The sequence below is a fragment of the Halobacillus sp. ABD4_316 genome, from assembly GCF_056161385.1.
In genome coordinates this window covers 158,342-180,744 of sequence record NZ_JBSWZA010000001.1, presented here as the reverse complement: position 1 = coordinate 180,744, position 22,403 = coordinate 158,342, and the positions used below count along the sequence as shown (strand labels likewise).

25 protein-coding genes are annotated in these 22,403 nt (G+C 47.4%); 10 read left to right on the top strand and 15 right to left on the bottom strand.

The annotated features are described in order from the left end of the window. Positions 1 to 16: 16 nt before the first annotated feature. Positions 17 to 1,537, bottom strand: coding sequence for a glycine betaine uptake BCCT transporter (locus tag ACXAJH_RS01050; RefSeq protein ID WP_474970377.1), 1,521 nt, complete (start codon positions 1,535 to 1,537; stop codon positions 17 to 19). A 152-nt stretch (positions 1,538 to 1,689) separates the two neighbouring features. Here ACXAJH_RS01050 and ACXAJH_RS01045 point away from each other — a divergent pair, with 152 nt between their 5' ends. Then, a complete protein-coding gene (locus ACXAJH_RS01045) occupies positions 1,690 to 2,070 on the top strand; it encodes an SET domain-containing protein (protein WP_474970376.1) in 381 nt (126 codons plus the stop codon). Between the two features lie 228 nt (positions 2,071 to 2,298). On the opposite strand, the gene corA is transcribed toward ACXAJH_RS01045, so the two are convergent. Next, positions 2,299 to 3,249 carry a magnesium/cobalt transporter CorA gene (gene corA / locus ACXAJH_RS01040; RefSeq protein ID WP_474968303.1) on the bottom strand — a complete coding sequence of 317 codons (951 nt, stop codon included), beginning with the start codon at positions 3,247 to 3,249 and terminating at the stop codon, positions 2,299 to 2,301. Positions 3,250 to 3,376: 127 nt separating this feature from the next. Between corA and ACXAJH_RS01035 the strand changes: the two genes are divergently transcribed. From ACXAJH_RS01035 to ACXAJH_RS01020, 4 genes are all read left to right on the top strand, one after another. Beyond that, positions 3,377 to 3,943 (top strand): GNAT family N-acetyltransferase, encoded by a 567-nt coding sequence (locus tag ACXAJH_RS01035; RefSeq protein WP_474970375.1) that lies wholly within the window; start codon positions 3,377 to 3,379, stop codon positions 3,941 to 3,943. Then, complete coding sequence (locus ACXAJH_RS01030; protein ID WP_474992872.1) at positions 3,940 to 4,473, top strand: hypothetical protein; 534 nt, start codon at positions 3,940 to 3,942, stop codon at positions 4,471 to 4,473. Before ACXAJH_RS01035 ends, ACXAJH_RS01030 begins: the two co-directional genes overlap by 4 nt. A 295-nt stretch (positions 4,474 to 4,768) precedes the next feature. Then, complete coding sequence (locus tag ACXAJH_RS01025) at positions 4,769 to 6,145, top strand: PepSY-associated TM helix domain-containing protein (RefSeq protein WP_474968301.1); 1,377 nt, start codon at positions 4,769 to 4,771, stop codon at positions 6,143 to 6,145. Next, the gene (locus ACXAJH_RS01020) at positions 6,135 to 6,599 is read left to right on the top strand and encodes a FixH family protein (protein WP_474968300.1); all 465 of its coding nucleotides are present in this window, start codon (positions 6,135 to 6,137) and stop codon (positions 6,597 to 6,599) included. Before ACXAJH_RS01025 ends, ACXAJH_RS01020 begins: the two co-directional genes overlap by 11 nt. A 431-nt stretch (positions 6,600 to 7,030) precedes the next feature. Here the strand turns inward: ACXAJH_RS01020 and ACXAJH_RS01015 are convergent, their stop codons facing one another. From ACXAJH_RS01015 to ACXAJH_RS00980, 8 genes are all read right to left on the bottom strand, one after another. Beyond that, entirely contained in the window at positions 7,031 to 7,231 is a 201-nt protein-coding gene (locus ACXAJH_RS01015; protein ID WP_474968299.1) for a hypothetical protein, read from the bottom strand. Positions 7,232 to 7,244: 13 nt separating this feature from the next. Next, entirely contained in the window at positions 7,245 to 9,179 is a 1,935-nt protein-coding gene (locus tag ACXAJH_RS01010) for a fructose-1,6-bisphosphatase (RefSeq protein WP_474991772.1), read from the bottom strand. Between the two features lie 108 nt (positions 9,180 to 9,287). After that, positions 9,288 to 9,482 carry a hypothetical protein gene (locus ACXAJH_RS01005; protein WP_474992870.1) on the bottom strand — a complete coding sequence of 65 codons (195 nt, stop codon included), beginning with the start codon at positions 9,480 to 9,482 and terminating at the stop codon, positions 9,288 to 9,290. A gap of 284 nt (positions 9,483 to 9,766) precedes the next feature. After that, complete coding sequence (locus ACXAJH_RS01000) at positions 9,767 to 10,210, bottom strand: cell wall hydrolase (RefSeq protein ID WP_474968296.1); 444 nt, start codon at positions 10,208 to 10,210, stop codon at positions 9,767 to 9,769. A gap of 124 nt (positions 10,211 to 10,334) precedes the next feature. Next, entirely contained in the window at positions 10,335 to 11,288 is a 954-nt protein-coding gene (locus ACXAJH_RS00995; protein ID WP_474992868.1) for an alpha/beta hydrolase, read from the bottom strand. Then, positions 11,263 to 11,901, bottom strand: coding sequence for a GNAT family N-acetyltransferase (locus ACXAJH_RS00990; protein ID WP_474992866.1), 639 nt, complete (start codon positions 11,899 to 11,901; stop codon positions 11,263 to 11,265). The genes ACXAJH_RS00995 and ACXAJH_RS00990 overlap by 26 nt, the downstream gene beginning before the upstream one ends. A 111-nt stretch (positions 11,902 to 12,012) precedes the next feature. Beyond that, the gene (locus ACXAJH_RS00985) at positions 12,013 to 12,939 is read right to left on the bottom strand and encodes a manganese-dependent inorganic pyrophosphatase (RefSeq protein ID WP_474992864.1); all 927 of its coding nucleotides are present in this window, start codon (positions 12,937 to 12,939) and stop codon (positions 12,013 to 12,015) included. Positions 12,940 to 12,993: 54 nt separating this feature from the next. Beyond that, on the bottom strand, positions 12,994 to 13,410 hold the full coding sequence (locus ACXAJH_RS00980) for a hypothetical protein (protein ID WP_474992862.1): 417 nt from the start codon (positions 13,408 to 13,410) through the stop codon (positions 12,994 to 12,996). 213 nt (positions 13,411 to 13,623) lie between these two features. Here ACXAJH_RS00980 and glnA point away from each other — a divergent pair, with 213 nt between their 5' ends. Next, a complete protein-coding gene (gene glnA, locus ACXAJH_RS00975) occupies positions 13,624 to 14,934 on the top strand; it encodes a type I glutamate--ammonia ligase (RefSeq protein ID WP_474968291.1) in 1,311 nt (436 codons plus the stop codon). Between the two features lie 96 nt (positions 14,935 to 15,030). On the opposite strand, the gene rsgA is transcribed toward glnA, so the two are convergent. The 3 genes from rsgA to ACXAJH_RS00960 all read right to left on the bottom strand — a co-directional run bounded on the left by rsgA (position 15,031) and on the right by ACXAJH_RS00960 (position 17,956). Continuing rightward, positions 15,031 to 16,059, bottom strand: a complete 1,029-nt coding sequence (gene rsgA, locus ACXAJH_RS00970) for a ribosome small subunit-dependent GTPase A (protein WP_474992860.1) — start codon at positions 16,057 to 16,059, stop codon at positions 15,031 to 15,033. A gap of 168 nt (positions 16,060 to 16,227) precedes the next feature. Then, positions 16,228 to 17,007: an ABC transporter permease gene (locus ACXAJH_RS00965; protein ID WP_474992858.1), complete on the bottom strand. Its 780-nt coding sequence runs from the start codon at positions 17,005 to 17,007 to the stop codon at positions 16,228 to 16,230. Next, entirely contained in the window at positions 16,997 to 17,956 is a 960-nt protein-coding gene (locus tag ACXAJH_RS00960) for an ATP-binding cassette domain-containing protein (protein WP_474992856.1), read from the bottom strand. Before ACXAJH_RS00960 ends, ACXAJH_RS00965 begins: the two co-directional genes overlap by 11 nt. Before the next feature lie 192 nt (positions 17,957 to 18,148). On the opposite strand from ACXAJH_RS00960, the gene ACXAJH_RS00955 reads away from it, so the two are divergent. After that, entirely contained in the window at positions 18,149 to 18,400 is a 252-nt protein-coding gene (locus tag ACXAJH_RS00955; RefSeq protein ID WP_474968286.1) for a hypothetical protein, read from the top strand. 8 nt (positions 18,401 to 18,408) lie between these two features. Here ACXAJH_RS00955 and ACXAJH_RS00950 read toward each other — a convergent pair whose 3' ends face one another. Then, the gene (locus tag ACXAJH_RS00950) at positions 18,409 to 18,753 is read right to left on the bottom strand and encodes a hypothetical protein (RefSeq protein WP_474968285.1); all 345 of its coding nucleotides are present in this window, start codon (positions 18,751 to 18,753) and stop codon (positions 18,409 to 18,411) included. Between the two features lie 175 nt (positions 18,754 to 18,928). Between ACXAJH_RS00950 and nfsA the strand changes: the two genes are divergently transcribed. From nfsA to ACXAJH_RS00935, 3 genes are all read left to right on the top strand, one after another. Next, the gene (gene nfsA, locus ACXAJH_RS00945) at positions 18,929 to 19,669 is read left to right on the top strand and encodes an oxygen-insensitive NADPH nitroreductase (RefSeq protein WP_474968284.1); all 741 of its coding nucleotides are present in this window, start codon (positions 18,929 to 18,931) and stop codon (positions 19,667 to 19,669) included. Between the two features lie 12 nt (positions 19,670 to 19,681). Continuing rightward, entirely contained in the window at positions 19,682 to 20,410 is a 729-nt protein-coding gene (locus tag ACXAJH_RS00940; protein ID WP_474968283.1) for an NAD-dependent protein deacylase, read from the top strand. A 196-nt stretch (positions 20,411 to 20,606) separates the two neighbouring features. Continuing rightward, entirely contained in the window at positions 20,607 to 21,125 is a 519-nt protein-coding gene (locus tag ACXAJH_RS00935; RefSeq protein WP_474968282.1) for a substrate-binding domain-containing protein, read from the top strand. 62 nt (positions 21,126 to 21,187) lie between these two features. On the opposite strand, the gene ACXAJH_RS00930 is transcribed toward ACXAJH_RS00935, so the two are convergent. Then, positions 21,188 to 22,399, bottom strand: a complete 1,212-nt coding sequence (locus tag ACXAJH_RS00930) for a cation:proton antiporter (RefSeq protein ID WP_474992854.1) — start codon at positions 22,397 to 22,399, stop codon at positions 21,188 to 21,190. Positions 22,400 to 22,403: the final 4 nt, after the last annotated feature.

The following is a 22,403-nucleotide window of genomic DNA, read 5'->3' as shown; positions in this document are numbered from 1 at the left end:
CGGCCGTGGGGTTCTTCTATTTATCTTTATGTGGCGGGTTGAACCGGCCGACGCCCAGTTCCCTTCCTTCCTTATAAATCGCCTTGATAAAGCTGATAACCATCAGCAGCATAATAATGGAAAACGGCAGCGCAGCAATGATCATCGTGTTCTGCAGAGCCTGCAGGCCTCCCGTGTATAGAAGAGCAACCGCTGTTGCGGAAAGAAGCACGCCCCACGTCAGTTTGATAGAAGTTCCCGGAGTCTCCGATCCCCCTGTCGTCATCATCCCGAGGACAAATGTCCCGGAATCCGCAGAGGTAATGAAGAAGGTTGCCACAAGCGTCATGGCTGTAATGGAAGCCAGCCAGCTGAGGGGGAGATTTTCAAATACTCCGAACAGGGATTCTTCAGCTGTCAGTTCCGATATCATACGAAGACCGCTGTGCTCCATGTCAATCGCTGTCCCCCCGAATGTGGAAAACCACAGGAACCCGATAATCGAGGGTACAACGAGGACCGTAAAGACAAACTCCCGGATGGTCCGGCCTCGGGAAACCCTTGCGATGAACACACCGACGAACGGACTCCAGGCAATCCACCAGGCCCAGTAGAACAATGTCCACGCGTCAATCCAGTCTCTCGTCTCGGCATTTAACGGAGCAATCCGGAAGCTCATCATCGGCAGATTCTGCACATACGTACCAATTGAGTTCGTAAATAAGTTCAAAATAAACATGGTCGGCCCAAGGATGAAGACGAGTAGAAACAGCAGACTCGCCAGTCCCATATTGGCATTACTGAGAATTTTAATTCCTTTTCCAAGTCCTGACCAGGCGGAAATCATGAACAAGACCGTCACGACAGCAATAATGATAAATTGGACAAGAATGCCGGATGGAAGGTCAAACAAGTACGAAAGACCTCCGTTTATCTGAACGGCTCCAAACCCAAGGGTGGTTGCAACCCCGATTACAGTAGCGATCACAGCCAGAATATCGATGACCTGGCCGAACGCGCCCTTCGCTGCTTTTTCACCGATCAGCGGCTTCAGTGTCGCACTGATCAGCCCCGGCTGTTCATGACGGAAATTGAAATAAGCGAGCACAAGAGCAACGATGCCATAAATCGCCCACGCATGGATGCCCCAGTGAAAGTACGTAAAGCGCATAGCATCTTTAATTGCCTGCTCAGTTCCTGTCTGCCCTGTCGGTGAACTGACAGCATAATGACTGATCGGCTCCGCTGTTCCCCAGAACACAAGCCCAATTCCCATACCTGCACTGAACAGCATCGCAATCCATGTCGGACGGGAAAATTCAGGCTTATCGTCCTTCTTTCCGAGCTTGATCCTTCCCAAAGGTGTGACTAAAAAAGATAAACAAACGAGAAGAAACAAGGTGACAACAATTAAGTAATACCACCCGAGGGTGTTGGCAATGAGTGTTTTTATGGATGAGGTCGTCTGTTCAAGCGCGTCCGGCCATATGACCCCGAACACGACCAGCACAAGCATAATAGCAGCGGATACTTTGAACACCATGTTGTATTTTTTCAGCAACGGGAATGCTCCTCCCTTGATTTGATGAGTCACGTATAGTATCCAACCGCTTGTTTTTCTTATTCTTTCGAAAGGGAAAGTTGTATTTTTTCCTTCAACCTGTCAGACTAGGGAAGAAGACCGCTCAACAGAAAGTGCAGGTGAACGAAATGATCGAAGTACGGACTTCCACACTGGAAGACGACGAACTGGGACGCGGAATGTTTGCTGTCCGTAATATTCAAAAGGACGAATTGATCCACAGGGCACCGGTTATTCCTTATCCGAACGAAGAACACGAGCATATTGAAAAAACAATGCTTGCCGATTATGCCTTTGAATACGGGGAAAACCATACCGCCTTCGTTCTTGGATACGGGATGATGTTCAATCATTCCTATAAACCGAACGCGAATTATGTCATTAATTTTGATACGCATACGTTTGACTTTTATGCTTATACAGATATCAAAGCGGATGAAGAAATCTTCATTAACTATAATGGTTTCGTCGACGACGACGAACTGCTCTGGTTTGATCAGGAAGATTAAAGTCAAAAGCGCCTGGAGGTGATCTCCAGGCGCTTTTTTTCGTTTATCGAGGTCGGCGTTCTTCCATATCAATGGAGATTTCCAAAGGGTTCCACATGCTTTCATCTCCTTTGTTTTGTAGTTATCTCCAGTATAGAACGCCCCCCTCATTTCCATAACGGCCGGACGAGTGAACTTTTCTCCTCCTTAAGACGGAAAAAAGACGGAGATTCATTCTCCGCCTTTTCCTTAATCAAACCATCCTTTATTTTTGAACCAGAAGAACATGCTTGCAGCAACACCGATCATAATGATCCAGACGATCAGGTAGCTGTATTGGAATCCAAGCTCCGGCATATGTTGAAAGTTCATGCCATACACCCCGACGATGAATGTCAAAGGCATAAAGATGACACTGATGACGGTCAAAATCTGCATTGTCCGGTTCGTCTCATGGGAGTTTAAAGACATATAGCTGTCCCGGATATCCTGCGTCATTTCCCTGTTGGACAAAATCATATCTGCCACTTTGATCAGGTGGTCATGGATATCCGCAAAGTATTCCCTCCGCTCGAACACCCCTTCCAAATGATGAGAGTTCAAAATCCGATACAAAAGATCGCGCATCGGGTGAACCGTCTGCCTTAATGTCAACAGTTCCCCCCTCCTGTCAAACAACTGCTCCAGCAGCTTTTCCATCGACAGGTTTTTCGTATTGTCCTCAATATCATTGATATGATCTTCAATTCCGTAAATGATCGGGAAATAGTTGTCGACCACTTTATCCAGAATCTGATGGAAAATATAATATTCATCCACCTGGGTGAAATCGCGCGTCCGTTTTACGATAGTATGCGCTTGATCCAGGGGGGCGTTCTTTTCCTTATGAAAGGTGACGATGGAACATTCCCCGAGAAAGATATCCACTTCCTTCCGTTCCAATGTCGTGCTGTCGACTGAATGGATGACGAGAAATGTGTGATCATCATAATAATCCAGCTTCGGCCGCTGCAATCCATGGAGACAGTCCTCCACGGCGAGCGGATGAAAATGGAAATCTGTTTCCAACCGTTTCACTTCATCTTCGGTCGGGGCTTCAAAATCCACCCAGTACCAATCCCACTGCTGGTTATGCAGGTCATCCACCGATAAACCTTCCTTCAGGCCGTTTTCTTTTGAATAGGCCATAACATGAATCATCTTCTCACCTGCCCTGCTTATGTACGTTTCCTTATTTTAATTCCACACTTCCATTTTTTCAAACAACCCTCTTCAATTATGGTACGATGGAAAAAAGTGTGAACGGAGGGGGATGCGCTTGCAAAAACTGAATAAGGCACTAAAATTGACCAGTCAGCTCGTTACACTACGAAGTATTGAAGAAGAAGATATACCCATTCTTTATCCTTTAATTTATGGAAAAAACGCGGAATGGAAAAAATGGGATGCTCCTTATTATCCTCTGGAGCCTCATACAATGGACAGCTATCGAAGTCATGAGTACGCCAGAAAGCGCAGGCTCGCCCCCGATGAACCCGATTCAAGATTGATCATCGAAGTGAACGGAGTCATCATCGGCACCGTTTCCTATTACTGGGAGCACAAGCCTTCGCTGTGGCTCGAGGTCGGCATCGGGATATACGACCCTGTCTACTGGAACGGCGGCTATGGGTCAGAAGCGCTCAAGCTTTGGATCGGTCATTTATTCGAAAACCTCCCACTGGCCCGGATAGGGCTTACGACGTGGTCGCGGAATGAACGAATGATGCGTGTCGGGGAGAAGCTGGGGATGAAAATTGAAGGAAGGATGCGGAAAGTCCGTATCTATCAGGGTGACTATTATGACTCTATCCGCATGGGGGTTCTTCGGGAAGAGTGGCAGCACCAAACATGAATCGATGGAAACTGACCAGTGCCGTTCTTCTTTTCACAACACTCCTCTCTTCCTATCTGGCATTTGATTTCAGCCGGGCGGATGATGTGGATGAATTTTCAGTGGCCGCCTCTGAATCCATCATTAAAGAACTCCCCTTTATGTTGGAAGATGTAGCGATCAGCTATGAATCCTACCACAACCAGGACTCTGGAGAGGCTGGAGCCCAAATGAAGACGGCCCTTTTGACCAAAAGTCTGCAGCGGTTGACGGGAAACCAACGCCTCTTAAATACGGCCGAGCGTTCAGCCCTGCTTGAAAAGGGATGGTTCAACGAGTACAATAACGCCCTGTTCACTCTGAACGGAATCATCACCCACCATTCCTTCGAACAGGAGACAGATGCAGACAATAAAGCATTGGCGTCTTCCTTACGAACGCTGAAGGAAGAAATCAAAACGTTGGTAAACGACCCTTCTTTTTCCATACAAAACCCATCGCAGCTCGACAAGCTGACCACAACCATCCAGCAGTTTAATGAAAACTACTAAAACGCCGCTCCCTTTAAAGGTCTGAACATGAATACACTCTTAAGCTCTCCTTATGGAGAGCTTTTTTTGTCTGTTCTGTGACTATTTCATGACAAGAATCGCACAATCATCTCGTAATTTTCTTCCTTATCCAATTCTATTTGAAGGGGTTGTCCTTTTTTTATACCCTGATAGATGGAGCTTTTTTCTCCATCCTCAAAATCTATCTATGCATATTGATCCAGTTGGATCGTTCATTCGTAATCTTTATGCCGACTAAAAACCAAACCATCCCAATGTTAAAGGAGCCGGACACATGAGCCATCATCCCCTTCCAGCAGATAAGCAGTCAAAAAAGAAAAAAAGAGCGACCCTCTACCAGACGATATGGAAATGGCACTTTTACGCAGGTATCCTTTTCGCCCCATTTCTTCTGATACTGGCCGTTACAGGAGCTGTTTACCTGTTCAAACCCCAGATTGAAGCTGTTCTTTACAGTGAGTATCATGAGGTAACAGAAACAGGCCAAAAGGTACCAGCATCCGAACAGGTGCAGGCAGCGGAAGCTGAATATCCAGAAGGAACTACTACTGCATTCCGCCCAGGAGAATCTCCCATCCGCTCCAGTGAAGTCAACCTACAGACTGAAGGGGATGGACTTACGGTATTCGTTGATCCCTACTCAGGCGAAACCATGGGAACTTTAAAAGATGAAGACCGCATTATGGATAAAATAGAAGAAATTCACGGAGAGCTGATGGCTGGCACAACGGGCGACAGAATTGTTGAATTAGCCGCGAGCTGGGGTGTTGTGTTAATCGTGACAGGCATATACTTATGGTTTCCCCGGAAAAGGAAAGGCCCCTGGGGTATATGGATTCCGCGTTTCAATAAAGGGAAGAATATTTTCCGGCGGGATCTGCACACGGTTCCTGCCTTCTGGATTTCTGCCGGCATGCTTTTCTTAATAATGACCGGTCTTCCTTGGTCCGGGCTTTGGGGCACCAACTTCCAAAACATGGCCACAAATACTGGGGAAGGCTATCCCCCTTCCGTCTGGACAGGCAGCGCTCCGACCTCGAATATGGAAACAAAGGATATTGCGGAAGTGCCATGGGCCGCAGAAACCCTGGATGTTCCCGTTTCTGCTGTCCAGGGGCTGACGCCTGTTTCCATAAATGATGTGGTTCAAAAAGCGGAACGGCTGGATATTCACCCGACGTATAGTGTTTACTACCCAAGCACCCCGGAAGGCGTGTACACCTTATCCGCTTTTCCACCACGTGCTCAAGATGAAGCAACGGTTCACATCGATCAATATTCCAATGCCGTTCTTGCCAACTATCAGTTTGAAGATTATGGCTGGATCGGAAAGACCGTCGCTCTGGGGATCACCCTTCACAAAGGAACTCAGTTCGGCATAGTCAACCAGCTTCTAAGCCTCTTCATCTGCCTTGGAATTATTCTGGTAGTTGTCAGCGGCGTTTACCTATGGTTGAAAAAGAAGCCCAGTCACAGCATGGGTGCGCCAAGAGAGAGAAAAGAAAGAAGCGTGAAGCCATTCTTCACCTTACTGCTTCTTCTCGGCTTATTCTTTCCACTGGCGGGGTTGTCCCTGCTGGCCGCCCTTCTCATTGATCAGCTGATCATTAGACGAGTGGGAACCTTAAGGAGGTTTTTCCATGAAGCTTAATGGAATATCCATCATCATTGGAGCTTTGCTGTTATTGTCGGGATGTCAGTTGAAGGAAGATGCTGCATCCATGTATAAGGTTACACACCCCCTCCAAGCGGAAATTTCCATACCTCAAGATTTAGTTAAAGGTGGATCAGCTGTTACAACTGTCACCCTCACTCAAGACGGACAGCCGGTAACAGACCCTGATTTCGTACATATCGAATGGACAAATCGGGATGGAACGTCATCTGGAATGAACGCCATGAGCCATCATAAAGAGGGATCATGGCGTTCAGAAAAAAGCTTGGAAACCGAAGGCCTGTACTTTGTAAAGGTTCATGCCTCCAATGAAGGCTCAACCATTTCACCGATGACCCAGGTTGTAGTAGGTGAACTGACTTCTGAAGACATTCAGTATCTTCAAGATCAGGCCCCTGCCGACATGACAACCCATGAAGGACACCATTAAAAAAGGAAGGCTGGTAAACAGCCTTCCTTTTCAGCTTGTAGAGAAACTTTTTTTCTAGTGACTCCAAAGGAACGATCACCAATACTTGGTCATGAATAGGATTTTCCCCACGCAAGCGGCCGTAACGCAGCTTGTCCTGTTCATTTGAAACGACGAAGGAGCGATGCTCAACGTTCTCTTTTATCATAGGGTATAGCTGCATCGGCACGAGGAGCGTTCGGTGGTGACGCCTGCAGGAACAGCGCGAGCGGAAGATCCACTTGGTCAAAAGGGTTTTCTTGACCAAGTTAGCTGAGGCCGTGCCCGCGGCAAGCATCCACCGATAAGCGGAACGTGCCTTCTCAACAGGACATACGGACCACTCTAACTGGATAGGACGAACTTTTTCTACAGACTGAAAGGAAGGCTGGTAAACAGCCTTCCTTTGGTTATCATTTTTTGTCCTTCCATTCCTGGATGAGCAGATCCAGCTTTTCTTCTATGCGGTCCATCCTATCCTTCTTTTTTCTCGATGTAATGAAAAAAGAAACCACACCAACGACAGCAGCGGCGAGAATCAGAAAAAACAAGCCCTGGACAAGCAGGTCTCCTACGAGAATACTCCCTGCCCCGAGTAACCCTGTTTCACTCATTATATCTTCTCCCTTACTTCAAATAACGATCTTTCAACAGCTGCTTCAGGTTATCGATATCTTCCTGAATCTCCTGTCCTACATTCGTTTCCATCACCTTTTTCCGTTCCAGTTCCTTGTCTACGAGGCGTTTCACGGATAATACATCGGTTCCGTCACGAAGAACCTCTTCCTTCGAGTTGAAGTGCTGGTGGGCGACGAGCTGCATCCCGTAAGAATTGTAAAGGAGCGTATAACCGGCGATTCCGGTTTTAGGCTGATAGGCTTTTGAAAAACCACCGTCGATGACGACCATTTTCCCGTTGGCCTTGATCGGATTTTCCCCTTCAATCTCCTTTACAGGTGTATGACCGTTAATAATATGACCCTGGTCTGGGTTCATATCAAACTCCTTTAGAATTTTCCTGCAGATCTCTTCATCCTCACGAAGGTAATAATAAGGATTTTTCTTCTCTTTATGAGTCGCCTTGTCACTGATGAAATAACGTTCAAACGTAGTCATGGCCCGTTTCCCGAACAAGGAGGAATGTTCTCCCGTCCATAAATACCACACCATGTCAGTGGCGAGGTCATCGATGGTATTCGGATTTGCGAAGGCCTGACGCAGGAATTTTTCAAATTGATCAAGAAGTTCCCTTCCCGCGTATGTCTGGTTTTCAATCTTCATCTCTTCCATATTTCCATCTTCATCGATAGGTATACACCCGTGGATAAGCAGGTTGCCATTATATTTCAAATAAAGACTGCCTTTTTTCATTAAGAATTTCATATGTCTCGCCAGCTTCTCAGAATGCTGGACAGAAAACAACAGTTTGTCGATGACTTCCTGCTCTTCTGGCAGCAGCCTGGACGGGTCTTCCGGATCAATGGTCGCAAAGCAGGTATTTTCCAACGGATACGTGGTTCCCTGCAGCGTAATCTCCTGCCGCTCATAGTCGACTTTTTCCAGTAGAAGGCGTTCATCCATATTAAAATATGGGCGCCGTTTAATGATTGGACTCTCGAGTTTGAACTGGATCATGGCTATGGCCTGATGGATTTTTGAAATTTGGACAATTTCATCCTCCGACGGCTGGTAACCGGATTGGATTTTCGGCCGGAAAGGCACGTTATCATCATAGTACTTTTCGGCAAGGGTCATCAGCGGACGCAGATTGATGCCGTACATATCTTCAATAATATCGAGGTTATTATAGCGCGCACAAATACGGATGATGTTAGCCAGACACACTTGTGAGCCGGCATATGCGCCGATCCAGAGAACGTCATGGTTCCCCCACTGGATATCAAGGGAATGGTAGTCCATCAACGTTTCCATGATCTTATCCGGCTCCGGGCCACGGTCATAGATATCCCCGACAACATGCAGGTGATCGACGACGAGCCGCTGTGTTGTATACGAAAGCCCGATAAGCAGCTGATCAGCCTGATCGAGGGAGATCAGCTGCTGGACGATTTTGTTATAGTAGGATTCCTTATTTGCAAAGTCCTCGGTTTTGTACAGCAGTTCTTCCACAATATAAACAAAAGGCTCTGGAAGGGCTTTGCGGAGCTTGGAGCGTGTGTACTTGGAAGAGGCATAAGAAATCAGCTTGATCATCCGCTCAATCATGACCTCATACCACAGCTCAAGATCCTCCCTGCGGTCGAAGGAATTTTTAATCCGCTGCATTTTTTCTTCAGGATAATAAATCAGCGTAGCGAATTCGTTCAATTCCTGTTCAGATAGAATGCCTTTGTACAAGTCACTGATTTTTTCACGGACTTTGCCTGACCCATTGCGGAGTACGTGCTGAAAGGCCTGGTATTCGCCGTGCAGATCACTGACGAAGTGCTCCGTTCCTTTGGGAAGATTCTGGACAGCTTTCAGATTGATCAGTTCGGTAATCACTTTTTCTTCACTATCGTATTCCTTGGCAAGCAGTTCTAAGTATTTATCCTTTAACACGATGGCTCCTCCTCTCCCGCCGGTTTGGCAGGTTCGAAATCTTTTATAAAAAGTATAGCAGGTTTTCATATGAACCGCGCGCTGAGATTTTCGAAACGATCCGGGGCCCTACCCGATATAATAAATATAAAGAAAGGTTCCGACCCATAAGGCAGCGGCTCCCTGCATAGCCGCATAAAGACCGGTTTCAAACAAGGACAGCTTTCTTCCCTTTTTCGTTTTTCTCAACTGCAGGATGGAAAGCAGACTGCATAGAAGCAGGACAGCGATGGAAAACTCGTACAAGCTCTCTATTGTATTCATTCCTTTCCCCTCCTCGTTCCTTACGGTCGAAGCCGGATTCGCACTCCGGAAGCCTGCAGAAGCGCACTCCGATTGTCTTTCCTAAATGAGTCCTTATCAAACGTTCATGAACTATGGAATAAAAAGGAAAAACTGCCGAATCAGCTTTCATGACCTCTAAAGGATATATGTAAGGCTGCACCCTGCTTCTATTGTTTCAAAAAAACTCTTGACTGGCAATTCCATCCACCCCTTTGCTATAGAAAAAAGAGACCCGTTCAAGGGCCTCATTGCATGTTTGCTGCTCAACTTCCGATATACACACTGTCACATGACCCAGGAGCCGGCTCATAATAACAGTGCTTCTTGTATTGTCCGGCAAAGGGCTGGCCGTACCATGTGTCTGGACATGGGGCGTAGGGGTTGAAATACCAGAGGGAATATTTAGCCGGATGCTGCCGCCAGTAATCCAGATTCTTTTTTGCCAGTCTTTTTTCTGTAGAACGTGCCCGGTTATAAAACATGTTGCCTTTTTGAACAGCTTCAAACGAATAGTTCCCGCCTTGAACCTGATAAATGACGTCATTGATATTCCGCACATTTCTAAAATCCAGACAATCTGCCTTGGCCCTGTTCACAATGACATTCCCTACATACAACATCCCCTGTTTTCCTTCTCCTACCGCTTCCGCCCTCATCATACGGGCCATCAAGTCAACGTCGGAATTATTATATTGAATTCTCGGCATATCCTCACCTCGACTATTAGTGTATGAAAAAAGCCGCCGGTGATGAATAAACGATGCGGATCACCGAAAGAGGATTTCTCCATGGGATGTGCGAAGCAGTGCCGTGTTCTCCTGGTCCTTCCTGTCAGGATTCGTTTTGATGAATCATGGTTTTGAAAGAAGCGGCTATGTCCCCAAGGGCTTCTTGGGCACGATCCACCGCGCCCGCCATATTGATAAAACTGTGAACGAGATCTTCGAAATGGAGCCTTGAAGCCTGGACACCGGACTCCTGCAGCTGTCTGTGATAGGCAGCGGCCTCCTCCCGCAGGGGATCGAAATGGGCTGTAACAAGCAGTGTTTCAGGCAGCCCGCGTTTATTCTTCAGGCGAAGGGGAGAAACTTCTTCTTTTTCTCCCTCTTCCTCCATATGTAAGTAATGATTGAAAAACCATTTCATCTTTTCCATTGTCAAGTTATAGCGGAAGTCTTCCTGATAGCTGAACGTCGAAAAATCGTAATTAAGGACCGGCGTAATTAACAGCTGCCCTTCAATAGAAACCTCGTGATTATCCCTGAAATATCCAGAAGCGGCTGCGGCCAGATTACCACCGGAGCTTTCTCCCCCTAAATAGACCGGAGCGTCCGGCCATTGCTGCCGGGCCCATAAAACGGAGGCACGTGCATCATCATATGCTGCCGGGAACTTGTGCTCCGGTGCAAGCCTGTATCCGACAGAAACGATGGTGACCTCTGAATGGGAGGAGAGATACCGGCAGACCGAATCAGCGCTGTCAATATCCCCGAACACCCATCCCCCGCCATGGAAATAGACAAGTACAGGGAGTTCTTCTTTACCTGAAGGCGTATAGATGCGGACAGGAATCTCATGCCCATCGGCAGACAAAACCCTGTCCTCCCTTGTATTCACACCCTGGGCAGGGAGGTCAGGGAAATACGTACGCGCGACTTTGTAGTACTCGCGCGACTGTCGGGCTGTCAACAGATCTAAAGGTGGATGCTGGAGTTGCTGCATTTTCCGGCCGATTTTATGTAATAATTCAAGCACCTGTTCATCTACTTGATGCGTCTTTTCCATATACACCCTCCTTTTCTTCTGAAATCCGGAAGGCAACTTGGATCCCCTGGCTTTTACGGACATGTTCAACCGCCTGCTTCTCTCCTGCTATAAGCGCTGCCCGCTTATGTGGGAGTTGAATCCGGTGAAGAACCTTTCCTCCCAGACCCTTCATAATGGGAATAATGATACGGTTGCGGATATCCGGTTCTCCTATGATCCGTTCTGTACGATAGGTAAAAAACAAAAACTGAATCATGGACTGCAGCAGCTGCCGTCCTGCCTGCTTGTTCAAAAATTTCTCCGGACCTACAAGTACATGCATGCCGAGGTCCCCCGCCTCGTGGTCATAATAGTGGTGAACAGGATCCTCTCCCGCCCAGTAAGCAATAAGATATCCCGCCGGCTCCCCATTCCAGTCTACAAGATAACAGTCTTTGTGATCTGCAGTGATGGATGCCCGCACCCACTCTTTAAACGATTCCATCGGAAGATTGAGCTTCCAGAAAGGGGCAATGTGCCTCTGATGCATCCATTCAAACAGCGTATCGGTATCCTTTTCACTCAAGGGCCGGAACGTAAAGGTTTCTGTTTTTTCCTGTTCGGTAATTTTTATGTCCGTGATGGTCAACATGTTCAACCCCTTATTGAAAATGATTATCATTATCGCAAATTATAGAGTTTTCTGCACAGGCTGTCAATGACATAAAAAAACTCCCCTTATGAAAGGGGAGTTCTGTGTTCCTTATCCAAAATACGTAGTAAGCGGTGGTACAACCTGTTTCTTACGGGAAACAACGCCGCTCAAGACCGCCTGGTTTCCATCAAGGGACGTTTCAAAAGCTTCGGCGACAGCTGCTGTTTCACTACCGACAGCAACGACAGTGGAGTTACTTTCAAGAATATCTGTAACGACAAGCACGAATAAATCCAGTCCTTTTTCAGCCACATTTATATCCATTGCTGCTTCGAGTTCTGCTTTACGGGAAAGGACATCATTCGTATCGACGGTATTCACCTGGGCGATCTCAACTTTCCTGCCCCCCATATCGAATTCCTTGGCATCAAGGGAAATCAATTCTTCCGCTGTTTTATCACTGATATCCGCGCCGGCCTTCAACATGTTCAAGCCGTACTCTTCTGTATCGACACCGGCGGTTTCAGCAAGCTCCTCCGCTGCACGACGGTCTTCTTCCGTGCATGTCGGAGATTTAAACAGAAGGGAATCAGAGATGATTGCTGAAAGCATCAGCCCTGCCATCGGCTTGGAAACCTCCTGCCCTTTCTCCTTATATAGCTTAAGAAGAATCGTTGCTGTACAACCGACCGGTTCTGCACGGTAGTAAAGCGGGCCTTTCGTTTCGAAATTGGCAATACGGTGGTGGTCAATGACTTCAAGAACCGTAACGTCGTCAATGTCTGCTGCACTCTGCTGCCGCTCGTTGTGATCGACAAGGATCACCTGTTCCACCTCATCAGATACACGCTCGACAAGACGCGGCGCTTCTACGTTAAACTGATCCAGTGCGTATTGTGTTTCCCCGTTCACTTCACCAAGGCGGACAGGTTCCACGTCCTCGCCAAGAGCCTTTTTCAGATCTGCATACACAATTGCAGACGTAATCGTATCGGTATCCGGGTTTTTATGACCGAAAATAAATGTCTTACTCATTTAAAATCATCCTTTCTATGTAAGTTTGCTTGTCCGATACGATTATAAAATAGATTAACGCCCGCGTCCATTACGGCCTCCATTTTTTGACGGGCCACACTCCTTCAAGACGGAGAGCATTCCATACCCAAGAAGCACCTGCACCATCATACCTGCATAAGGGTCGGCATGAAGAACCTCTGGAAAGATCATGAACCCTGGAAATAAAAAAGGTACATAAAGAAACAGAAAACAGGGTATGACATAGAAGGTAAGCAGAGTAAAGGCCGGCTTTGATAAATGAAAGGAAGAGAAATTCACCGGAAGGGCAAGGATCATCCCCACGGGAATATAGGCGGTCTGCATCATAAGCAGATACCTGTAAATGTGCCCCTCGGATGCCGTTACCTGAAGCCACGACTGCATGCCGCTGAGCAGGAACAGGTATAAAAAACAGAAAAAAACCTTCCATAAATGGATGAATTTTATCATGACAGGCTATCCCCTTTCCCTTTAAGTTTATGATTCCCATCTTATTTTCTTGCTTTACACAAGTTTCAGAATATTTTTTTAGGGAATTTCCTAAAAGGGTTTGAGATTACTCTACACTTTATGTTAGAATTCCTTACATAAAGAAAAAAGAGCTACATATCCAAAGTGAAATGGATACAAAACTTACAAATTATAAAGAGAGAGGGTAAATCAATGGGATACACGAAAGAACAGATCATTCATGAAGTAAAGGAAAACAATATTGAATTTCTTATCTTGGAATTCACGGACATGCTTGGGGATACGAAAAACGTAGAACTTCCAGTTGAAGAGCTTGAAATGGTTCTTGAGAATGAAGCAATGTTTGACAGCTCCTCCATTTCCGGATTCTCGGATATTCAGGAAAGTGACATGTATCTCTATCCTGATCTCGACACCTTCCTGCTTCTTCCTTCCCTTGTGGACGAAGATCGCAGTGCACGTTTCATCTGTGACATCTACAAGCCGGACGGAACGCCATTTGAAGGCGATCCACGCTTCATTCTTAAACGTGCGATGCAGGAAGCGGAAGACATGGGCTATACCGTTAACGTTGGTCCTGAACCGGAATTCTTCCTATTCAAACTGGACAACGCCGGCTACCCAATCCGCGAAATGAACGACCGTGGCGGATACTTCGATGCTTCTCCTAAAGATAAAGGAGATAAAGTGCGCCGTGACATCGTGCGTACCCTTAAGAAATACGGATTCGAAATGGAAGCGTCCCACCACGAAGTAGCTATGGGACAACACGAAATCAACTTCCGTTTTGACAGCATGGTGAAAACAGCCGATAACATTCAAACATTCAAAAACGTGGTCAAAGATATCGCCACCAACCATGACTATCATGCAACCTTCATGCCGAAGCCGATTTCCGGTGAAAACGGTTCTGGAATGCACTGTCACCTATCCTTGTTCCAAAACGGAGACAGCGCCTTCTTTGATGAGGATGCTTCTGACGGCATTTCCAAAACAATGAAGCAGTTCATTGCGGGTATTCTTCACCACGCAAGTGGAATCGCTGCGATTACGAACCCGAACGTAAACTCTTACAAGCGTCTTGTACCAGGTTATGAAGCGCCGGTGAGTGTGGCATGGTCCCACTCCAACCGCAGCTGTATGGTCCGAGTACCAACAACCCGCGGAAAAGGAACACGCTTCGAAGTCCGTAACCCGGACCCGACCGCCAACCCTTACTTGACGCTTGCTGTCCTGATCCAGGCGGGTCTTGACGGAATCAAGAAAGAAATGGACGCCGGTGAAGCAGAAAGCCGTAACCTGTATGAAGTCGAGGACGATAGTGTTCCAACACTTCCAACAAACTTAAAAGAAGCGCTTGGCGCTCTTGGGAAAGACGAGCTTCTTCTATCAGCCCTTGGTGATCACACATCCGGTGCCTATATTGAAGAAAAGCGTAAAGAATGGACCGAATATTCCCTGCAGGTCAGTAAATGGGAAATCGAAAAGTATATGAATAAATAAGAACGAAAAAAAGCATCTCCTATCGGGAGATGCTTTCTTATATGGTATAAACAAACGCCCCCTGTTCTCAGGGGGCGTTTGTTTATACCGATGTCTTTATTCTTTAACAGCGTTGGGACCATGCAGCATACGATTCGTCCGATGAGTTCCGTACTGATCCTTCAACTCCAGACGTCTCCGTTCACGCTTCAATTTATTGTAGCTTTTCAACCGGCTCGCTTCCATCTCTCCGCTTTGAATGGCCGCTTTGACCGCACACCCCGGCTCCTCTTCGTGACGGCAGTCTCGAAACCTGCACCCGGCGCTTAAAGCTTCAATATCAGAAAACGTATAATCAAGATTCCCTTCACCGTTTCCCCAGAGCTGAAGCTCCCTCATTCCCGGCGTATCGATCATATAAGAGCCGTCAGGCAGGCCGAACAACTCTCGATGTGTCGTCGTATGACGACCGCGATCATCTTCTTCCCTGACGGCCTGTGTCTCCTGTACTTCTTGTTCAAGCAGAGCGTTCATTAACGTGGATTTCCCTACCCCCGAAGAACCGATCAAAGAAACGGTCAATCCAGGTGTTAATTCTTGTTTCAATGGCTCCAGCCCTTCTCCAAGAAGGCTGTTCACAGGATACACAGGGACTCCCGGGGCTGCTTGTTCAACCTGAAGCAGCTGTTTATGAAGCGACGCAGATACATCCTTTTTCGTACAAACGATAACTGGACGTGCCCCACTCTCATACACCTGCTCTATATACCGTTCCACTCTTCTCGGATTCATTTCCTGAGTCAAAGCTGTGACGATAAAGACAACGTCCACATTGGCCGCTATCACCTGCTCTTTGTGGGTCTGTCCAGGAGCACTCCGGGATAAGACCGTATTCCTGTTTAATACACGCTGGATTTTCACACGCCTGCTTTGATCACAGGGCTTAATGACAACCCAGTCCCCTACAGCAGGAAAACCGCTGTCTTCAACCGTATGATAGTGGAAGCGTCCGGATACTTCACCGAAGCGCTCTGTTTCATCGTCGGCCACTGTGTAAATGCCGTGGGTGGATGTCGTCACCCTGCCGGCCTTTTCTCCATCCTGCAGCTGTTCTTTAAAGTATGTTGTAAAATCCTTCCGTTTCATTCCATTCCTCCTGAATATGTGGAGGACGCTACGAGTGGTGTCCTCCTCTGTTTTGTTGGATGCTATTTGTTATGAATCGTCTGTTATTTGACATAAACACCACTCCTTGCTTCATTATTATCCTTAGTCTACCATACGAGGAAGGCCAGAATCCCCCTTTTTCCTTAATTATCCACGGGAAACCGCCCGCTTCGCTGAGACTGCCGCAAAAGTAATGGTCAATGTACTGACGATGGTAATGGCGATGACCCCCTGCATCATATCCCAGAAGACCCACCCATCAATCAGAACTGTCCGCATACTCTCAAAAATATAGGTGGTCGGGTTGATGACCGCAGCAATTTTGAGCCACTGCGCGTCAATGAGCTCATAGGGGACGAACGTGGTGCTTAAAAATATAAGAGGAAAAAAGATAAACGTTCCGGCCTGAGCAGCCTGCGCGTTCCCTGTCCGTAAAGCAACACCGGCGGAGTACCCGGCAAAGGCAAGTCCCCATCCGATGGCGATCAGAAGGACAAACAGGACGCCTCCCACGCCTGTCCGGACTTCAAGACCCAGCAAAAAAGCTATCCCGATGATAAGCAGCGTCTGCACAAAAAGCTGGAGCATCCCCGCAATGATCGGACCAAAGACAATCGAAAGACGCGAGGCAGGCGTCAGCAGCAGCCGGGAAAAGAACCCGTTTTCAATATCCTTCACAATACTCTGCCCCGCCCCACCGGCTCCACCAATGGCTGCCGAAACGATGGATACAGGCAGAATGAAAGCTAAGTAGTTGGCTCCCTCAAACGTTGGAAGCTGAGATATCCCGCTCAGCCCTCCTTCATAGACCAATAGAAAAAAAGCGGAAATCATCAGATTGGGAATAAAAGAAAACGGATTTCTTAAGGTCGTTTTCACGTTTCTTCTTGTCATCAGCCACGTATCTCTCCACACATTACTGCTCATAGCTTTTCTTCCCCTCTCCTGTAATCTTCAGGAAAATATCATCCAGGGTCGGAGAGGATAATTGGATATCCTCGACTTCAATATTTTCCCGATCGAGAATACGTGTCACTTCCAACAGTTGTCTCGTCCCTTCCTCAACGTAAATCAAAATCTTTTCCTGTTTTCTAATAACATCCGCATCGATCAGACCGGATTTCAACAAGTGGAGCGTCCTGTCTTCATCTCCTCCATCCACAGGAGTGAGGGCGATAAGGTCACTCCCTATTCGAGCCTTAAGCTCTCTGGGTGTTCCGGAAGCCACGATTTCTCCATCGTTAATGATGCTGATCCGGTCAGCCAGACTGTCGGCTTCCTCCAAATACTGGGTGGTTAAAAAAATGGTCGTTCCCTTGTCTTTATTCAACCGCCTCAACTCCTCCCACACGGCGATACGGTTGGAGGGATCCAACCCTGTTGTCGGCTCATCCAGAAAAAGGATGGCAGGTTCATGTACAAGGGTAAGCGCCAGATCGAGACGCCGGCGCATGCCTCCGGAATACCGTCCGATTCTTCGCTCAGCAGCTTCCGTCAGCTGCACAATATCCAGAAGCTCTTCTGCGCGAATACGCCCCTCCCTTTTACCGAACCCGAAAATCCATGCCTGCAGCTCAAGCATTTCCCGGCCGGTCAGATCCGGATCGACCCCTGTTTCCTGAAGGGCCGCACCTATATGGCGCCTCACCTTTTCCGGTTCCTTGATTACGTCAAAGCCTGCAACAAAAGCCGATCCAGACGTTGCATTCATCAAGGTAGTCAAAATCTGCACAATCGTTGATTTCCCAGCTCCGTTTGGACCGAGAAAGGCGAAGAACTCTCCGTCTTCCACGTTAAAAGAAACATCCTTGACAGCTTGAACCCCGCCTTTTTTAAATGTTTTAGATAAATGATCAACGACAATCTTTCCATTCATCCTTCCAACACCCTCTCTATGTAAAAAAATGTTGTACGAACAAGTTTAAATAAGCAGCAGCACGGGAATACCTATCCATACCTCAAACAACAGAAAAGCGTCAAAACTAGACGTTTTTCACTGTTGAAGCCATTACACTCAGATGATAAACTTTTATAAAATTCAGAAAACAATCAGGAGGTACAAATAATTATGGAAGCTTTATACCTTTATCCATGGGCAGCACCGCTGCTTGTCGGACTAGCCATTCTTTCCCTCATCGGGACCTACTTCAGTTTTAAACAGGAAAAGTATCTACTAATGATGAGCATGGGGATCATCCAGACAATGATCAGCACCTACCTTGTCACTGGTGCCGCTCCCGTCCTGTTCGGTGTCGGACTTACCCAGATATACTTAGGAGTCGTCAATGTAAAAAGGGTGAAAGCTGTAAGACATGAGTAATCATCGTCTTATAGAGCTTTCACCCTTTTTTCGATATACGCGCATAAATCTCCGACGGTCCCAAAAACAGCAAACGGGTTTTCCGGAAGAACATGCGGTGTATAGATGAGTTTCCAATGGACCAGCAGCGATTGAAAGGTATGCAGAAAAAGCAGGCGGTTATCATGATAAATTTCCTGCAGACTGCCCTGGGTGGACATGTATTCAAATGCTGGCTGCTGAAGTTCCGTGACATCCAGATGAATATAATAAAGCACACTCTGATAGACCGCTACGGGGAGCCTTTTATCCGGGATCAGTTCTATTGTTTCCTTCCTTTTTTTAAAAGAATGGAAGCTGTAAAGTTCCGCCACTTTTACCACCTCGTCTTTTTCCTATACCTTAAGATTCTGCACCCCTCTAACGGATTCCTTCTATTCCTGTAAGAATAAAAACAGCCATATCATTACCATTCTCCTGTCGATTTTGTTACCTTAAAGGAAGAAAATGAAAAAGATCCATGTGCAGCACTTTTGAGGAGGCAGGAAAATGAACCAGACGATAGAGACTTTGTTGAACCACCGCTCCATCCGTAAATTCAAAGATGAAAAGTTGACAGACGAACAACTGAACACCATTATTGAAGCAGCCCAGCAGGCTTCCACATCCAGTTACATGATGGCTTACAGCATCATAGGTGTGACGGATGAGGAGAAGAAATCCCAGCTGGCCGAAATTTCGGGCCAGGGTTATGTAAAAAACAACGGACACCTGTTGGTTTTTTGTGCGGACTTATACCGCCATACATTGTACGCCACACCATCTGAGTATGAGCAGATGCTGTCCAACCTGGAAAACAGCGAACATTTTCTCGTGTCCGCCATCGATGCAGCGCTTGCGTCCCAGAATGCCGCCATTGCCGCTGAAGCGATGGGACTGGGCATCTGCTATATTGGAAGCCTTCGGAATCAACTGGATAAAGTTGATGAAATCCTTGACCTGCCTAAGCATGTCCTGCCTTTATTCGGCATGGTCATCGGCGTCCCGGATCACGAGCCCGATCTTAAACCACGCCTGCCAAAACAGGCTGTTTACTTTGAAAACAGCTACAAGCGGGACCACAAAGAGGAGCTTGCTGCTTTTGACAAGGAAATTGCTTCTTATTACGAGGCCCGTCAGACGAACAACCGAAGCGACTCATGGACGGATCAGATGCGGCGTCGTTTCTCAAAACCGATGCGTATGGATGTGACCGGTATCGTGAAGAGAAAAGGATTCAATAAACAGTAAGGAGAGATCCTCATGTCCTATGAAGCAGCAGCCCGCCGGATAAAACGCGCAGAGCGGATCGTCGTTCTCACCGGGGCGGGTGTATCAACGGCAAGCGGAATACCTGATTTCCGCTCCAGTGAAGGATTGTGGACAGAAGATCATGCGCGGGAATACTACATGTCCAGCGATTATTTCCAAAGGCATCCGGATGACTTCTGGAAAAAGTACAAAGCCATCTTCCGTTTAAAGCTTCTGCAGGAGTATCGTCCAAACGACGTCCATCAATTTATTCACGAGCTTGAATCGGAGCGACGTAATGTGTCTGTCATTACCCAGAATGTCGACGGTCTTCACCAGCTCGCTGGCAGCTCATCTGTTCTCGAGTATCACGGAACGTTGAACCAATCGTTCTGCCAGGACTGCGGACGCTCTTATTCGTTGGAAAGTGTGATGGAGAGGATGGTTCCTGTGTGCAGGGAGTGTGGGACGACGCTGAAACCCGGCGTCATGCTGTTCGGGGACCTGATTACAGCTCATGACGAAGCCGAGCGGATCATCAGGGAGGCTGACCTGCTTCTCGTTATGGGAACTTCCCTGCAGGTTACACCATTCAGTCTTCTTCCTTATTTCGCACGGGAACACGGCAGAGCGGCGTCGATCCTGATCAATAATGAACCTACGGACAAGGACAATTGGTTTGATATCGTTCTCCATGAGGATCTTTCCTGTGCCGTCCAACAGCTTCAAGAGCTTCTTTAAAATAGGGACCTGAGAATCGGTGGATGTCTGCTGCAGCCGTCACCACCAATAAGCTGTTCGTGAATACAGCACATTCACACAACAAACAGGCTTTCCTTAAAGCCTATCCAAAGATCCTGACGAGCATAACGTAGAAAAGAAAACGACCAGTTTGCGCTGGTCGTTTTTTTATGAAGATAGGAGCACGGCTGTCTTGGTGGACCAGAGTTCGATACAAGGCCCGGCAAGGAGGACAGACAGGATCGTCCCCATCCCCACCGGTCCGCCGACCCCAGCGGAATGGGAAGAGCTGTACGCTTCGTTTCTATTCCGGGATCACTTTGTCGCTGGGGTTTCCAATGACTCTCCTCTTGCTGATCTGGAGACCGTATCCCTGGAGGAATGCTTGAAGGAGCATCAGATTCTTCCTGCTGAAAACCAGCGGTTCACAAGCCGCTTCCAGTCCCTTGCTGAAGAAATGGGAGGCTCTTACGAAAGCACGGCGGTGCATGAACATGCCCACTCCGGTTTTGTTTCCCAGGGCATGGGAATCGCTTATTTTCCTGAATGGATGGCAAAACATATGGAATACAGAGGCATTACTTTTTTTCCATTGAAGGACGACCCACATGTATCTTGCGGCAGCCTCTCCTTCTGCCTTTCAACGACTCAGGCATGTGTTTGGTACAGGTTCAGTATAAAACCAGTTCGAACCGTTCCGAAAATGCTCATTTAACATGGGGTTATAACTTTTAGACATAAAAAAAGACGCCGGGAAACGGCGTCTTTGTTCGGGACTCAGACAAGACCAAGCTTTTTGATCAGCGGCTTCAATGTCAGCCCTTGGACAATCAATGAAAACAGCACGACTGAGAAGGTTAACAGCAGCACCTGGTCCCTCCCGGAAAAATCCATCGGCAGACTGAGCGCAAGGGCGACAGACAAACTTCCCCGCAGACCGCCCCAGTTGATCAGCAGACGCTCCTTGGCACTCAGTTCCTTGATCCAACCCGTACTGATATAAAGAGCGATCGTCCGGCCGATCAGTACAATCACGACAGCCCCTGCGATATAGGCCCAGTTTTCCGATAGATTGATGTTCCGGATTTCCAGACCGACCATAAGGAAGATCAACGCATTCGCAAGGAGTGTGATCGAATCCCAGAACGTGTTGATGTTCGTTTTTGTCTGCTTGGACATGCCGACTTTCGCCCCGTAATCTCCAAAAACAAACCCTGCTACGACGACAGCGATAACTCCGGATGTATGGAAATGCTCGGCAATGAAATAGCTCCCGAAAAACAAGAGGGCGCTGAAGGCCACCTCGAGCGGATAATCATCAAAGAAACGAATGATCTGCGAGAAGAAAAATCCAAGGGCAAGACCGACAAGCGCCCCCCCAATGGCGAATTTCAGGAACATGAAAACTCCGCTGCCAAGGCCAGACCATCCCATTTCAATGTAGGTAAGCAGATAAATGCTCGCGATTTTGAATAATACGACCGCAATCCCGTCATTGAATAGAGACTCGCCTTCCATAATCGTCGACATCTTCTGAGGTACTCCGAGCGACTTAAAAATGGACAGGACACTGATGGGATCCGTCGCACTCATGAGCGCAGCGAACGTGAAAGCAACAGCCAAAGGAAGGTCCAGGAAGAAATAGGACGCAGTCCCGATACAAATCGCTGAAATGAACGTTCCCATAAAGGCCAGTCCCATGACGGTTTTCTTTTCGGAAAACAAATGATGAAACGGCAGCTTCAACGTTGCATCACCCAGTAAAATCGGCAGAAACAAAGAGATGATCGTCGCTTGGAACACTTCCGATTGTGTGATGTACCGTTCTGCTTCCTCGATCACCGGAAGTTCCGTCAATCCCAGCACAAGACCGACAAGGACGAGCGCGATCGAATCCGGCTCCTTTAACAATTTGGCAATCGCGATAACGGTAATGGAAATCGCTAATAAAATTAAAATCTGGATGAAAACATCATGAAACCCATGCACAACA